At 67.5% G+C, this 16193-nt stretch carries 4 protein-coding genes and 4 pseudogenes; 5 read left to right on the top strand and 3 right to left on the bottom strand.

Annotated features, from left to right (window positions below):
- The first annotated feature begins 58 nt into the window (after positions 1-58).
- Both M2266_RS29965 and M2266_RS29960 read left to right on the top strand, forming a co-directional pair.
- Positions 59-625, top strand: a complete 567-nt coding sequence (locus tag M2266_RS29965; protein ID WP_277440997.1) for a winged helix-turn-helix domain-containing protein — start codon at positions 59-61, stop codon at positions 623-625.
- Positions 626-726: 101 nt separating this feature from the next.
- On the top strand, positions 727-1986 hold the full coding sequence (locus M2266_RS29960) for a site-specific integrase (RefSeq protein WP_277440996.1): 1260 nt from the start codon (positions 727-729) through the stop codon (positions 1984-1986).
- Positions 1987-2458: 472 nt separating this feature from the next.
- On the opposite strand, the pseudogene M2266_RS29955 reads toward M2266_RS29960, so the two are convergent.
- Positions 2459-2662, bottom strand: a pseudogene (locus M2266_RS29955) (PIG-L family deacetylase); the annotation flags it as partial.
- 53 nt (positions 2663-2715) lie between these two features.
- Between M2266_RS29955 and M2266_RS29950 the strand changes: the two are divergent.
- Positions 2716-3171, top strand: a pseudogene (locus M2266_RS29950) (transposase); the annotation flags it as partial.
- A gap of 9 nt (positions 3172-3180) precedes the next feature.
- On the top strand, positions 3181-3504 hold the full coding sequence (locus M2266_RS29945) for a hypothetical protein (protein ID WP_277440995.1): 324 nt from the start codon (positions 3181-3183) through the stop codon (positions 3502-3504).
- Between the two features lie 1185 nt (positions 3505-4689).
- On the opposite strand, the pseudogene M2266_RS29940 reads toward M2266_RS29945, so the two are convergent.
- Positions 4690-10516: pseudogene (locus M2266_RS29940) on the bottom strand (DNRLRE domain-containing protein); the annotation flags it as partial.
- Between the two features lie 657 nt (positions 10517-11173).
- Between M2266_RS29940 and M2266_RS29935 the strand changes: the two are divergent.
- Positions 11174-13627 (top strand): annotated as a pseudogene (locus M2266_RS29935) (N-acetylmuramoyl-L-alanine amidase); the annotation flags it as partial.
- Between the two features lie 349 nt (positions 13628-13976).
- Here the strand turns inward: M2266_RS29935 and M2266_RS29930 are convergent.
- On the bottom strand, positions 13977-14609 hold the full coding sequence (locus M2266_RS29930; RefSeq protein WP_277440994.1) for a polysaccharide deacetylase family protein: 633 nt from the start codon (positions 14607-14609) through the stop codon (positions 13977-13979).
- Between the last annotated feature and the right edge of the window lie 1584 nt (positions 14610-16193).

The following is a 16193-nucleotide window of genomic DNA, read 5'->3' as shown; positions in this document are numbered from 1 at the left end:
TTGAACTCGTGGTGTCGTAGGGGCTGATGGCTCGTCGTCCGTGCGGTATCACCGGGGCATGCGGTATCCACAAGGAGGCGGACTGACTGCCGAACGCCGGCAGTTCCGCGAGGAGTTACGACTCAAGGCGGCCGAGCGGTTCGCCCAGGACGAGGCGACCTCAGTCATCGCCAAGGCCCTGCGCGTCAACGTCCGCTCGGTACAACGGTGGCGGCAGAAGTGGGAGGAGGGGGGTCCGCGGGCCCTGCGGTCGCAGGGGCCGGCATCGCTTCCGAGGCTGAGCCAGGAGCAGTTCGCGCGGCTGGAGGCGGAGCTGGCCAAGGGGCCGGCTGCGCACGGCTGGGAGGACCAGCGCTGGACGCTGGCGCGGATCAAGACGGTGATCGGTCGGCGCTTCCACATGGCCTACACGATCCAGGGCGTGCGGAACCTGCTGGCGCGTAACGGCTGGTCCTGGCAGGTCCCGGCCCGACGGGCCATGGAGCGGGACGACGAGGCGGTGGCCGGGTGGGTCAAGGAGGTGTGGCCCTGCGCGGAAGGCTGGCGGCGGCCCGTGGAGCCTGGCTCGTTTATGAGGGTCCCTGCAGCTCGGCCGCCCACTGACGAATGTGTGATGGCAAGGTGATGGGGGTCGCCCTCTCGACGCTATGATCCGCCAGCTGCCGCGCCGGGCCTACCTGTTGTCAAGGTGGGGGTACGACCTCTCCCCCACTGGAGGTAAGCACCATGGCTCCTCGTCCCCCCGCACGTGGTCGCGTGTTCCGTAGGTGTGGTTGCCGCCGTCCTGACGGCCGGCAGTTCGGCGCCGCCTGCCCGCAGCTCAAAGAGCTCCCCCGGCACGGCTCTTGGGCCTTCGCCGTCGATCTGCCATCGACGGGTAGACGCCGTCCGAAGTGCCGCAGCGGGTTTCTCACCCGCAGGGCGGCCCGGGCCGCCCTGGCGCAAGCGCTGGAAGCCGAGCGCACCGGCCTGGACCGCGATCCGGACCTCACCGTCGCCGCGTACCTGATCACCTGGCTGCGCGGAAAACAAGAGCAGTTACGGCCCACCACGTTGGCCGGCTACCGCGATCACGTGCACCGCGACCTGATCCCAGCCTTCGGGACCCTGCTGCTCGGCGATCTGCGGCCGCGGCACATAGCCGCTTGGTGCCAGGCCGAGCTGGATCGGGGAAGAGGGCGCACCACCGTGTACCGGATCGGGGCAACCCTTTCCAGTGCGCTGGGATCTGCCTGGCGTACCCGGATCGTGGAGGAGAACTGGTGCCGGTACGCGATGATGCCGCGGCCGGCGGCGCCGGAGCGGATCTGTTGGAACCCCACGCAGGCGGCGGCGTTCCTGCGGCACAACCGCACCGTCTACGCCGACCAGATGGCCGACATCTTCGAAGTGTTGCTGGGTACCGGCATGCGGCGCGGAGAGGTCCTCGGGTTGCACTGGCCGGACGTGCACCTGGCGGAGATAACCCTGCTTGTGCGCTGGAACCTGACCCTGATCAACAACAATCAGCTGTTCCTGGGCCACCCCAAGACGAAGGCGAGCCGCAGCTGGGTTAGCCTCGCACCCCGGGTCGTCGCCGCCCTTCAACGCCAAGAGGCGCGCGCCCGCGCCGGCCTGGACGAGGGTGCGCCGCTGGAGGGGCTGGTCTTCTGCCGACCCGACGGCTCTCCCCTGAGGCCGCAACGGATCCTGATCGAGCAGCGGCGGCGCGCGGCGGAGGTCGGCCTGCCGCGGATCAGCGTGCACGATCTGCGGCACACCGCGGCCACCATCATGATCAGCTCACGTGTCCCACTCGCGGTGGTCTCCAAAACGCTGCGGCACTCGACGCTATCGACCACCGTCAACCTCTACGGGCACCTGCTGCCGCACGCCGCCCGCGCCGCAGTCACCGCCATCGGCACCGCACTCGAACGGGCCGACCGCAAACATGCCCAATCCTCGGACGGTTCACCCGACGGTCCATCAGGAGAGCAGGCTGCCTGAGGCCCAAGCGAGCCCTGGGTTCCACCGAAAGTCTCTCTGTGGCGGTAGCTCTGACCAGGGGTGCCGCCACAACGGATGATCTTTGCTGCCGGGTTGCCGCCACCGGGCCATCACGTGTACCACCAACGCATCCAGCGGGCCTGTCGTTGCCGACAAACCCGCTGGTCGCACCGTCGGGACGACAGGATTTGAACCTGCGACCCCTTGACCCCCAGTCAAATTTTGTCAGCTCATTGTACCGACAAACAGGGCAAACGGCATGTGCACTTCGTACTATAACGCGTCAGATGTTCTGAATCGCGCATGTCGTGTGGTCCCCAACTAGTCCCCAGGGAAATGGTCCTGCCGTAGTGCCGCAAGCTCTCTTTCAGTGTGAGCGGCTTGTCAGGAATTCACAAGACGCCGATCGCATCCCCCTCACCACGAGCACCGCTGGCAGGAGGGCGGCGAGGTCTTCCAGGCCGTGACATTACGCGGCGACGGTGTCTTGCCGGCGCATCGAGACGACGGCCGCCGGATCGTGTCCGGCCTCGCCCGGCTTGGCACCCCCCGTTCCGTAACCGCAACCGCCGTCGGTACAGGCCACAAGAACCGTGCGGATGCCTTGCGCGCGTACCGCGCGAGGATCCCTCCGGTTCCGGTGGCCTCGTCGTCGGGGTGGGGCGTGTACTGCCATCAGCGTCATGGGTCGGTCAGTCGTGAAGGATCCTCCTGCAGAAATTGACGGGCGCCGCCCGCCCGACGCGCCACACGCTGCGGTCCATCGATCCCGAAGGCGAGACGATCGCCGAGCTGGAGATGATCGTCGGATTCGACGACGACCTGGCCGGTGAGGCCACCCGGGTCGCCAACCGGCTCCACCGCCTGCTCACGCAAATCCATCCATCGCTGGAGCGGGTGCTGGGGCCGAGGTTCCAGCACCCTGCCATCCTCACGCTGACGGAACGGCTCGGGTCACCGGCCCAGATCCGCAAAGCTGGCCGACGTCGGCTGGTCACGCTGCTGAAGCCGAAGGACCCGCGGATGGCCAAGCGGCTCGTCGAGGACATCTTCACCTTCACCGCGCTGGACGAACAGACTGTCGTCGTCCCGGACACGGAGGCAGCCACGCTGATCGTCCCGAGCCTGGCCAGCTCCCTGACTGCCGTCCTTGACCAGCGCAAACTGCTGGCCGGGCGGATCGAAGAATGACGCATGATTACGGAATTGGTGGTCGACGCCACGGAATTTGAGCTGATAGTTGATGACCGGCGGGTCGGTCCCCGACGAGTGGTGCAGGCTTCCGATGTCGATCTGCTCCATGCGTCGCCCGCCAGTATGGATGCTGTGCGGAACGGTTCCAAGGATCAGGCGCTGCTCGTGGTGGGACGCGCGTTGTACGGGTGGCTCGACGGCGACCTGGGCCAGCTGACGCGCCTGCTCGATGAGGCGTCGGCGCCGCTGGTGTTCGAGGTTCGAGCGCCGGCGCGGCCATCCGCGGCGGCATGGGCGCTGCTGCGAGCCCTTTGGAGCTTCTGACCGCGCCCAAGGGTGGTTTCCTTGCCGAGGTGTTCGCCGTCGCACCGATGTCCACGGAGCTCGGCCGAGTGGTGCTGGCCTCAACGAGGCGCAGCGCCCCGGCGGTGGGCCGGGGCACTGCGCTGCTGCTGGTGGTCACCGGCGGGCGGTCTCCGGCCGGTCGGGCACGATGTCGCCGTCGCCACCGGCGGGGCCGCAGTCCCACTCGGCGACCGCAATCCCCATCTCTGGGGAGCAGGCGATGGCGGCCTGGGCAAGGTTGCCGTGGGCGTCGATGAACCAAGTCTCCGCCAGTGGTCCGTACGTCTCCTCATAGGCGGTGACCCAGGCGACCGGGCCGTGGCCGTTGTTCGCGACGTGACGGATCGGCTGGCGTGAACGGATGGATTACCGGGCGTGGACTGTGGCCACGCCCGGTAATCGCTTGCTCAGTCTCTTGCACTGGCCGACTGGGTGTCGCCAGCACCGCAGCATTTCCGCCCCGGAAACCCTGCACAATCACCACTTCGTTGGGCGTCGGACGCGAGCATCCGTCCAGAATGCTTCAGTTCACAGACCCCCTTCTCCTCCTTTGCAGCCATCGGTACGCCCGGTACGCCAGCCAGCACACGTAGCCGATCAGCACCCCAAGGGCCGCAGGTGCCCAGTCTGGGAGTCCCGGCCAAACCCATCTGATGATCACCATGGAAACCAAGAAGCAGACCACTCCGACATAACTCTGGAGTTTCCCGTCCCCTGAATTTGAATGGCTATCTCTCTGCCGTGGACTCCTCATCGTTCATTCCCTTCTAGATCCAGCGGCGGGCTTCCACACCGAAGGCTCGCGCGCGACATGCAAGTCGCCCTCTCTGCTTTCGCTGGCGAGGTGGATCAGTTTTGCCAACGGAGCTGCGCCATACTGACTCCGCAACCTATGCCGTACCCCCATACGGATCGCCGGCCGGCTCTGGTTGCCCACGCGATCAATCCACCTCCGGCTCCACCGAAGACGCATGCTCGCACATAGCGGTTGTTCGCGGCCCACCGCACGTATCGGTTATGGCGCTTTGCCCATCGCCCCGCCCTACGTACCTGGTGTCGGGCGCTGTAGTAGTAGTGCCTGGCGCGCGCATAGCCGGGTACGTGCCAGCTGTACCGGAAGGGCGACCAGTGGTCCCGGTGCCACGGAGCTTTCCAGTGCCACCCAAAGCGACCGTCGAGGTCATAGGCGTTGATGGGGTCGGCGGGGTAGGTGTAGGCATTGGGGTTTCCGCCGGGAACGGGGTCGGTAGACAGGAAGCGTCCGGTGGTGGGGTCGTAGAGGCGGACTCCCATGAGGGTGAGACCGGTGACGGTCTCGTCGGAGCGCTGCTTGCCGCCGAGCCATGCATAGCGGGTTGCGGTCTGGCCGGGCCGGGGGTTGCCGTATTCGTCGGCGTCCAGGACCGTCGGGGCGACACTGGTGTCGAGGGGGAGTTGCAGGGTGATGTCGCCGTGCAGATCGGCCAGTTCCAGGACGGTGTCGCCGGTTTTGGTGGTGGTGGCGGCGAGGTCGCCGTCGATGCCGTCGACGTTGCGGGTGAGGTTGCCGGCGGTGTCCTCGGTGATCCACCGGGGGTTGTCGGCGTCGGTGTCGTAGTGGTTGACCTTGGACCCCGTCTGGGTCCAGGTGCCGGACGCGTTGGACTCGGTGGTGAAGGATCGGAAGCGCAGGTTGGAGTCGAGAGTCCAGGTCTGGCGCTGGGTTCCTGCGGTCTGCTGCTGGGCGAGGTCGTTGGCGTAGTACGCCAGCGTGGTGCCCGGCTTGGCGGTGGTGCGGCCGAGCGCGTCGTAGGTGTACCCGGTGTTCACCAGGCGGTCGGCGCTGTCGTAGGTGTTGGTGGCGGTGGCGCCGCCGGCGGTGGTGCAGTCGGCGTTGGGTGCTGCCGCGGCGGTGCCGAGGGTTTTGCGGTTGGTGTTCTTGTCGAAGGTGTAGCTACGGGTGGTGCAGACCCCATCGGCGGTGGTGTCCTGGACCTGGGTGAGGCGGCCGGTCTTGTCGTAGGTGTAGTTCTGCGACGCGGTGACCCCTGGGGTGCCGGTGTGGGCGGCCTGCTGGTCGTGGACGGTTTCGGTGATGCTGTCGGAGACCAGGACGGTGCTGTCGCTGTTGCGGCTATAGGTCCTGTCGGTGGCGGTGCCGGCAGGGTCCTGGTTCTCGGTCATGGTGTAGCCGCCGGGCAGGCCCTGGGTCGCCAGGCTTCCATCGGCGTCATACGTTGCGGTGAAACCACCGGCGACGGAGTCGGTGATCTTCGTGGTCACCCCGCGCGGGTCGAGCGCGGTGTCGTAGGTGTAGGTGGTGGTCGATGGTACGGAGTCCGTCACCGTGGTCGGCCGGTCGAGGGCGTCGTACTGGGTGGAGGTGGTGGCGCCGTCGGCGTCGGTGTACGACATCTGGCGGCCGAGTTGGTCGTAGGACTTGGTGATCGTGCCACCAGCGGTGGAGGTCTGGGTGAGCACCGCACCGGTAGTGGTGTCGTACACCGTGGTCACCGCGGGCACCGCCGCGCCGATGCCGCCGGTGATGGTGACGGTGGTGGGCCGACCGCCACCGTCGAAGGCGGTGGTTGTGGTGCGGGTGACGGAGTTGGCGGTGTCGGTGACGATCGCCGGGTCGCCCCACACGTTGTATTGGGTGGTCTTGGTCGGCAGCTGCGTTGGGTTGGTGCCTCCGCCGGTGATCGCGGCTGCGGGTGCGGTCTGGCAGACCGCATCTGCCCACTCCGGGCGGCCACCGCAAGGTGCGGATCCGGTGCCGGTGTAATACGTGGTGGTCATGGCCCCTGCGTCGGTGCCGGTGGACGTGGGCTGGGTGGTCTTGATGACCCGGCCCTGGTCGTCGTAGGCGGTCGTGGTGGTGATCGCCAGCCCCCCGGGGTCCTTCGTGGTGGACGTGGGCATGCCCTTGACCCAGTCGTACCCGGTGGTGGTCACGCGTGGGTCGGTCAGCAGGTCAGGCCACGCGCGGGCCTGCCCGCCAGCGGTCTGCTTGGTGACTTGGTCCTTGACGGTTGCGGTGCCGTCGGTGGGGCGGCCGGTGTCGTACTCCTTGAGCGTGTGCGCGCGTGCCGTCACCTCCGTGCCGGCAGTGGCCACGGTCGTGGTGCCGCTGACCAGGTTCGCCGCAAGGGTGACCTGGTGCAGAGGGCCGTAGGTGTCCGTCTCGCGCTGGCCGGTGGAATCGTAGACGGATGTGGTGGAAAGGAGTTGTGCGCGTTCCCCGGTGGACAGGGCGTTGATGCCCAGGTCGGTCAGTTCGCTCTTCTGCGCGGTCGTGGTGCCCAGGGCCAATTGGCGGTTGCCGGCGGTCAGGGAGCGCACGGTGTTGCCGTAGCGGTCGTACTCGGTGACCGAGACGTGGTTGCCGGGCGTGGCGGTGTTGACCTTGCGTCCGGAGGCGTCGAGGTAGTGGATCCCGGCCCGCCGGTAGTCGGCGGCGGTCAGGTTCGCGCCGTCGTTCGCGGCGGGGACCAGGTCGGCGGGGAAGACCGCGGTGGCGTCGGTGGGCAGGTCGCTCTGCCCCCAGGACGTGGTCGCGGTCGCGGACAGGTTGTTCGGGGCGTTCGTACCGGCCAGGGGCACTCCGTAGACCACGGTGGTGTTCGCGGTGCCGTTGGTCTGGCTTGCGCTGCCCGGGGTGAGGGTGGCGCGGGAGGCCTTGAGGAGCATGCCGTCACCGGCCGCGGGGTTGGAGCCGGCCTGGCCGTAAGTGAACGACCAGGGGAGTTGCCCCGGGCGGGGTCAGGCCGGTGACCCGTCCTGCCGCGTCGTAGCCGTACGCGGTCGTGAGCGCGGGAGAGATCCGGGGGTCCCAGGTCTCGCGCAGCCGTCCGGAAGCGTCGTAGAGGTAGCTCGCGACGGTGGTGGCGGTGGACGAGGCTGCGCCGGGGGCGGTGGCCCACAGCTTCAGTGCCGAGACCTGGTCCTTGATGTCACCGAAAGCGGACGCCGTGGCGGTGGTGGAGGGTGCGTACACGAACTCCAGCGTCCGGCAGCCCTTGGTGGTGGGGTCGGTCTGACAGGTGGCCAGGGTGGTGGCGGTGGTTGAGGAGATGACGCGCTTGGGTCGGGCCAGGGTCTTGCCCGCTACGACGACGGCCTCGGAGACCACCTTGGTGGTGGAGTTCGTCAGGCCGTCGAGCAGCGAGCTGCTGACCGTCCAGGTGGTAGCTGCGGCAGCGACTTTGGTAAAGGTCGTGACCGTGCCGTCGCTGTCGGACAGGGTGAAGTCACCGGAGGTGAAGGACCCCTTCAACGTCAGGTCCTCCGATCCCGTTTCGGGTACCCAGCCGTTACTGGCCGCGTTAGCGGTGAACTTGATCGTCGAGCCCTCGCTGCCGGCTACGTCCAAAGAGGTGGCGGAGCTCTTGCGGATCTCGGTGTAGTCCGATTCGGTGGCCTCGGCGATGGTGCCGGACAACCATTCCTTACCGAAGATCGATGCCTGGCCCTCCTGGCTCGCTCCCGCCTGCGGCGAGCGCGAGGAGGCGGTACGCGAGACCGACATGCCGAAGAACGACGCGTCGGTTCCGGTCAGGGTGTAGTCGCCGGTGAGCAGGTTCACCGAGCCCGGACCGATGTTCTCCGTGGCGGCGCCGTCAGCAGTGCGGTCCACGATCACGCTGATCGGGTCGGAGGACACCGCGGCGCTGTTCGGGCCGGTGAAGTCCGCGCGGAGCTGGACCGCGCCGTCGGGGTTGACGGTATTGGTGGCGTTCCACGTCAGGTCGGGGCTCTTGCCCCCGATCAGAACCAGTGGCCAGGACCCCACCGAGGCTCCGGCATTGGTGACATCGCCGGCCGGGATCGTGGTCCAGGTGTCGGCGTCACCGCGGCGCCAGGAGAAGGAGACGCTGGTGTATTTCGTGCTGTCGGCCTCCGCGGTGAGCGGGACGCGGGCAGCGGTGCGGGTGCCCTCGTCGGGCAGGGTGACCCCGCCCGGTCCGGCGTGGAAGGTGTAGGTGACTGGTTCGGACTTGTTCTCGGCCTTGTCCGTGGACCGGACCTGCAAGGTGTTGGTGCCGGCCTTGGCCGGGGTGACGTTGAACGTCACCGGGGTCGTGGTGCCGCCGGTGGGAACCTTGGTCCAGGTGGTGCCGTCCAGCGACCACTCGATGCCGTTCTGGTCACCGGCTGGCGGGGTCGCGGTGAACTTCCCGGCCTGCCCCGCTCCCTTGACCCACGAGGCGCTCGGATAGTCCGTGGAGGTGACCCCGGACGGCGCCGAGGGAGCAGCGGTGTCGACAGTGAACAGTGCGTACGGTGACCAACCGAGGTTGTAGTGGGTGCCGTCGTACGGGGTGGTGCGGAACTTGTAGGTTTTGCCGTTGGTCAGCAGCCCGGCCGGCACCGTCACCGACGCCGGCTGGCCGGCGGCCACGAACGGCGAGGTGATGTTGGAGCCGACCTGGGTGCCGGTAGCGTTGTCGAAGATCTGGAAGGTGCCGCTGACCTTGTCATTGTTCGGGTCGGCGAACGTGTCCCGCAGTGTGGGGGTCACCGTGTTGACCTGCCAGGTGTTGGCAGTGTCCTTGAAGAACGGCGGTCCGGCCTGCTGATCGGTCCCGGTGCGCGGCCGGTAGTTGTAGGTGACGACCAGCTTGGGCGGGTTGGACGCTGCGTTCGCGGAGTTCACCCGCTTCCATTGCGCAACCACCGTTTCGCTCGAAGCGCGCAGGCCCATGCCGGACGTGGCGTTCTTCAGCGACGCCCAGGTCTGGGCGAGGGTGGTGACGTCAGCGTTGATCCATCCGTCCGGTGCCGCGGTGCACGAGGGGTTGCCGCGGGTCTCCGTCGAGGTGGCGGACTTGGTGTGCCAGACCGGCTGCGCTGGCCACCGGGTGGACGTGGACGCCTTGTCGACGTCCCACACCTCCCACGGGTATGGCTTGCAGTCGACGTTGTTGCCCGAGTGGAAGTTCCACAGGCTCAGGTTCGCGCTGGTCACCAGAGCATCCGCGAAGGGTGCCGTGTTCCAGGTGATGAAGGACCGTGCGGTGCGCGGGGTTCCATCGGTGTTCGTGGTGCCGGGGTTGCCCAGGTCCAGTTCGGTGTCCGTGGACTCATCGACGGTGACGCCCTGCTGGACGTAGGTGTCGAAAACGTTTCCGAGGGTCGCCGTAGACGGGTCGACCGTGACGGGGAACTTTGTGGCGGGGTCCGCCAGGAACTTACTGTCGGGGGTGAAGACCAGGTCGACCGAGCCCTTGTGTGCGACGACCTTCATCGCGACCGGGGCTTGGTGGGTGTGCTCGCCGGAGGCCGGATCCACCTGCGCATCCCACATGGTGGGGGCAGGCATCACCGCTTGCTTGTTGTTCTTCGCGTCGGTGAACTGCAGGCCGCCGTCCGCGAGCTGTTTGACGCTCAGGCCCTTGGTCTTCAGCGGCAGGGTGTAGGCGAAGCCCCCTGCCGCGGGGCGCTGGGCGATGTCGACGAACTGCTCGAACCCGGTACGGGTGGCTTCCACAACCAGGTTCGCACCCGGAACGGCATTGGCGTATGTGGCGCGGGTCCCGTTGAGGGTCGGCTTCGGCAGGCCGCCCTTCCACTGAAGCGCGATCTGCTGGTCGCCTGCACCCAACGTGACTAGGTCACGAGCGGGCGCAGTGCCAGCATCGGTCAGCGAGCGGGCTGTCGCACCGCTTCCACCAGCCAGTTTCAGGCCCCTCGGGTGCGCCTTGGGCGCCACGCTGCCATCAGCGTTTTGCACCAGGTCCAGATCGACCGACCGCCACTGGCCGTCGTCCTCGAAGCGGATCGGGCCCGCCGACACCTCCGTCGTCAGCGAACCATTCGCGTTCACCCACGTCGTGGACGTCTCAGAGCGCTCCGACAGCGCCTCCACCTGCTTGCCCGACAACCGTGCCGCTACCCGAGCCGACGGGATATCAGCAGCCGACGTGGCGTAGCTTTTAGCTGCCTGTTGCGGAGCAGGCTTCTCGGGTACGGCTATCGCCGCACTGGTGCCGTCCAGCATGGTCACGGCCATCGCCACCGCCACGGACACGGCTATGCGCCGCGTCCACGTACCCCCCGGATTGGGCCAGGCGCTCCCACGCCAAGCCCGCAACCCTCTGACTTCCATGTATGCCTACTGTCTGTAATCGGCTCATGACCTGAGCCGTGCACGCGAACCGTAGCGGTGGTCAAAAGGTGGCTCTCAGCCTCAAAAAGGGGCGCTTGCCGATCTTTGCGATGCCCAAGGATGCCAAACCGTTACCATCCAAGGAAACTGAGCAGCTGACCCAACGGAAAGGTCGTCCGACATCGCCAACGTCCGTCGGCATAGTGCAAGCTGACAACCAGTCACGTCCTGTAGTGCCTCACGAGAGCCGCTGGGTGGATACCAACGCCCTCGCGCCACGTTCCGCTGCTACCGTCTGTCTGTCTTGGACATGACGCTAGGGGCGCCTGGGTGCGCCCGGGAGATTGAGGCAGGTCGTTGACTCGTACACATCGCCGGTCGGGGAAGTTGCTCCCCATCGGCATAGCGGCGACGCTCATCGCGGGGTCCGTGGCGGCCATCGGGACGTTCGCGCTGGCGGATACCTCCAGCAGCGCTGCTCCAGTACTGGATCCGGCGGCGGGGTTGCAGCGGGAGTTCGCGGACGCTGCGCAGGAGTTCGACGTTCCGCAGAGTGTGCTGATGGCGGTCTCGTACCACCTGACGCGGTGGGAGACGCACCAGGGGCAGCCCAGTACGGCCGGGAACTACAACGTCATGGGTCTGACCCAGGTGATGGCCGCGGACGTCGAGAAGCCCACCCGCGCGGAGCGGCTGTCGCATCTGAACATGAGCGGCGACCCGACCCGGATGAAGAAGTTCAACCCCACCCGCGCCCTGCAGGGCGGCGATGACCAGGCTGATACCTCCGACCCGCGGCTGCATACGTTGGACGCGGCGGCGAAGCTGACCGACGAGCCTGCTGCCTCCTTGCGCACCGACCGCGAGGAGAGTGTGCGGGGTGGTGCGGCGCTGCTGGCGCAGTACGAGAAAGAGGCGATCGGTTCGCTGCCGAAGGACGCCGGCCAGTGGTACGCGGCCGTCGCGCGCTACAGCCAGGCCCCCGACGCCAAGGGCGCGGCGCTGTTCACCCAGCGCGTCTTCCGGACCATCAACCGCGGCAGCAGCCGGGTGACCGCGGACGGGCAGCGGGTCACGCTGGCCGCCGACCGGTCGGTCACCCCGGTGAAGCCGGCGAAGATGAACCTAGCCGCGACGTTCGCCAGTACGAACCTAACGCCGACTCCCGAGTGCCCGGCGGGGTTGAACTGCGACTTCCGGCCCGCGGCCTTCAAGCAGAACAGCACGGACAAGACGGACTACGGCAACTACGACGTCACGAACCGGCCCGCCGACGGCGTCGACATCCGCTATATCGTCATCCATGACACCGAGGGCGGCTACGAAGGCTCGCTGAGCGTCTTCCAGAACCCGACGAAGTCCGCCAGCGCGCACTACCTGATCCGTGCCTCGGACGGTCTGGTCACCCAGCTGGTGCCGACCAAGGACACGGCCTGGCAGGCCGGCAACAAGACCCTCAACATGCACTCCATCGGTATCGAGCACGAGGGCTACGCGATCAAGGCGGGGTCCTGGTACAGCGAGACGCAGTACGAGTCGTCGGCGGCGCTGGTGAAGTACCTGGCCACTCGGTTCGGAATCCCGCTGGACCGCGAGCACATCATCGGCCACGACGAGGTCCCCGGCCCGATCGACGCCAACGTGGCCGGCATGCACTGGGACCCGGGCCCCTACTGGGACTGGAACCACTACTTCTCCTTGATGGGCGCGCCGACCGGTGACGGGGGTGCGGGCAGCCCGGTACGGGTCGGCCAGGAGATCACCATTGCGCCGCCGTTCACCACGGCTAACCAGCCTGCCATCGTGTACTGCTCGCCCACCTGCGTCACGCAAACGCCGCACCCGGCGAACTTCCTCTACCTGTACTCCGACGCCTCCACCAGCTCGGCGCTGATCGCCGATCCGTATCTGCGCGGTGGCGCGGCGGGCAGTACGCAGGGGCCGGACTGGGCGGCCAAGGCTGTCACGGGAAACCACTACGTGGTCGCGGCCGTGAAGGGCGACTGGACGTCGATCTGGTACGGCGGTAAGCAGGGCTGGTTCTACAACCCCGGCGGCCAGCTCACCGCCCCGGTGGGCACCAGTGCGCAGCAGGTCCTCACGCCGAAGGCGGGCCTCGCCTCGATCGCCGTGTACGGCCGGGCGTATCCGCGCACGGCTGACTACACCGGCACGCAGGTACCCGTCCAGGCGGACACCGACAAGGCACTGACGAAATACAGCATCAAGGCCGGCCAGGCCTACGTGCCCGGCGGCCCAGCGGTGGCCGGTGACTACTTCTATGCCATGAACTACGACAACAGCGCACCCGGCGACCACACACGCGTCACCGGAATCACCAAGTTCATCCCGATCCGGTACAACCACCGCATCGCCTGGGTCCGGGCCGACGATGTGCAGCAAATCAGCACCACGAGCCCTCCCAGCGGCGCCACCCGATCCGACCTGCTCGCCCGCGACAGCTCCGGCACGCTGTGGCAGTACCAGGGCAGCGGCACGGCCGCCTCCCCGTTCCTCTACCGCTACCGGGTCGGCGGCGGCTGGCAGGGCTACAACGCCCTGGTCGACCTGGCCGGGTTCCGCGCCAACGGCACCGGCGACCTGGTCGCGCGTGACGCGTCGGGGACCTTGTGGTTCTACAAGGGCACCGGCAACATCGCGGCGCCCTTCGCCGCGCGGACCAAGGTCGGTGCCGGCTGGCAGACCTACAACGCCCTCATCGGCGTGGGGGACATGACCGGCGACGGCACGTCCGACCTGGTCGGCCGGGACAGCGCGGGAATCCTGTGGCTCTACCGCGGCACCGGCAACGCGGCAGCCCCCTTCGCCGCCCGGACCAAGGTCGGGACCGGGTGGCAGATGCACAACATGCTGGTGGGCGGCGGCGATCTGACCGGCGACGGCAAGGCGGATCTGCTTGCCCGCGACACCACCGGCACCCTGTGGCTCTACCGCGGCACCGGCAACGCGGCAGCCCCCTTCGCCGCGCGGGTCAAGGTCGGCCCCGGCTGGCAGATCTTCAACCTGCTGGTCGGCACGTCCGACCTGAATGGTGACGGCAAGGCGGATCTGCTCGCCCGCGACACCACCGGCACCCTGTGGCTCTACCGCGGCACCGGCAATGCGGCAGCCCCCTTCGCCGCCCGCACACCACCGTCACTACCGGCTGGCAGATGTACAACGCCCTCGTCGGCTAACTGGTCGACGGACATTTCCCAACCCGATGTTTTTGCGCGCCCGCCAGGCGGCACCGGATTCCCGGGGCCGCCTGGCGGGCGCCTACGCGTGTCTCACCTGGATGTGCGTCATGACGTACATCCAGGTGGGGCACGGCCTTCGCCCGACCCGAGGCGTGCCGGACGTTTCAGTGCAGGGCATCGGACAGACGCACGAACCGGTGGCCGGACGCCAACAGCCGGGGTATCGCCTTGGCGATCCCCTCGGCGGTGCCGCCCTCCGGGTGATTCATGTGCCCGATCACGATCGACCCCGCACGGGCCCGGCGAACGGTGTCGTCTACCTGCTGGGGTGTGAAGGTCGCGCCGCCATCGCCGTTGACCGTGAACGCCACAACCCGCTCGTGTAGTACGGTCACGATGCGTGCGGCGACATCGTCGCAGTAGGCGGTACCCGGCCGGAAGAAACGGGGTGCACGGCCGAGCAACCGGGTGAGCTTGGCATGATTTCCCGCCACCTCATCGTAGACCTCCCCAGCATTTCGGGTGCCGGGGATGCCATAGGCGGAGCGACCGGACACCGACAAGGGCGGATGCCGGGTCCCGTGATTGGCTATCTCGAACAACGGCTCACCCGCCAACTGGCGAAAAGCCACTGGGTTCGCGTCAATCCAGCGAGAGTTCAAGAACAGCGTCGCCGGCACCCGACGCGACCGAAGGAAGTCGATCAAGTCACGGTCGTAACCACTGCCACCCCGCCCGCCGCACGCGTCGAAGGTCAACGCAATCGCCCGCTGCGAGGCGGGGAGGGAAGTCACCACGCCGGGAGCGTGAAACCCCCAACTGCGGGCCTTGAGAGCACCGTAGCGGGCTACCACAGCCGCACGAGCGGGTTCCGGCCTCACATCCGACAATGGCGGCGTGACCGAAGGCGCAAGTGTCGGCTGCCGCGCTCCCGGTACAGGCGATACGCGGGGCCACGTCGGGGTGCTCCGGCTGAGCCGCCGAACATCCAGCCGCCGTCGCACCCGCTATGGCGGCCAACAGGGCGCGACGTCTCACGTGGGCTCCATCACTGTCAGGGCGGCCCCTCGGCACGGCGCCTTACGCTACGGGCTTCATCCGTTGATATTACCGGCGTGGTGCAGTCGCCCGGCGCATGGCCACACCACGAGATGTCGTCGATCGACACCTCAGTTCTGCGAGCAAGAAGACGCCACCAAACACCCGAAGCCGCCTTGAGAAGTCCGGACGGCTTGCTCCCCTGACCCACATCCCCAACCGCTCACCCGTCTGCCTTCTGGCGCACATCGGACCGCTGGCTTCGGTAACAGCGCCCCGGTCGCTACCGGACACTTTGCTCATCCCTTCAGGACCCGTCTGCTGCCAAAGGTCGGGCACCGTTCGACCGGTCGCCCCACCGGGTGATCCGGCAACGGGCGGGGCTGATGTGCGGCATGAGCGAGGCAGGCACCACCACTGCCACCACTCGGTGGCCCCCGGTACCAAGCAACAGATCGCGGGCATGCGGCCGCTGTTCAAGCCGAGCGGGCGCGGGTGCTGTCGATGACGCCTCGCCGGGACTGCGACGGTTTGCCCGGCCGGGAGGCAAGGGTGCAGCGGGCGCACCTGCGCTAGACCGGGCAGCTTGCCGACATGTTGGAGGGACTGGGGCGTTCAAGGTGCGGGCCTCGATGCTCACCGAGGAGCGCCTCACCACAGCGCTGGCGATCTCCGCCCTGCAGACCGTGCACAACCTCGGCTTGGAATTGCGCCAGCGCCATCCTGACACCAACGTCATCCTGCAATTCCTTGTCGCCCGCTATGAATACCGGAGCATTGACACTCCGCACACTGACTCGTTCCCGAGCCCAATCCAGTGTCCAGTCAAGGCTTGCAGCGTAACGACGACGACGCCAGCTCAAGGCGACCTGACCACCGCAGCGATTTCCGGGCCCGACCTCCGCAACAGCACCGGCACACCCCCCGATCCTCTCCTGGCCCAATACCACATGGAGTCTATGGAACTAGGCTCACATCCAGGCCGGAGATTTCAATGGCCACGGACGCCACCAAATCGTCGGTGGTACAGCCACAGCGGAGTCCGCACACTTGGCCAGCTCCGCCCCGTTAGGCCCGGCGGTGGACTCACTGCGACATCCAGCCGCCGTCGCATGGTAATCCCAAGCAGTTGTAAGGACTTCACAACATCCAGGGCCGCGCCCAGCCCCCGACAGGTCCAAACCGGCCCGCTCAGCAAGGTGGTCCCCCAATGGTCCCCGGACGCAGAAGAAGTCCATCCCACCCTCGAAAGCAACCAGGGGACCACTCCTGCCCGTCCGCGCTGCCGCCATGCGAGAACGCCAGGCCAACGAGGGTTCCAAACATCCGTCCGGCGCCCACCG

This window comes from Streptomyces sp. SPB162, from assembly GCF_029504575.1.
Classification (GTDB): domain Bacteria; phylum Actinomycetota; class Actinomycetes; order Streptomycetales; family Streptomycetaceae; genus Actinacidiphila.
Note: the sequence above shows the minus strand (reverse complement) of the source record. Positions and strands in the feature narration are given on the sequence as shown.

Excerpts from the sequence above, each read along its gene's own strand:
- M2266_RS29965 (WP_277440997.1), top strand. The coding sequence starts at position 59 with ATGCGGTATCCACAAGGAGGCGGACTGACTGCCGAACGCCGGCAGTTC.
- M2266_RS29960 (WP_277440996.1), top strand. The coding sequence starts at position 727 with ATGGCTCCTCGTCCCCCCGCACGTGGTCGCGTGTTCCGTAGGTGTGGT.
- M2266_RS29945 (WP_277440995.1), top strand. The coding sequence starts at position 3,181 with ATGATTACGGAATTGGTGGTCGACGCCACGGAATTTGAGCTGATAGTT.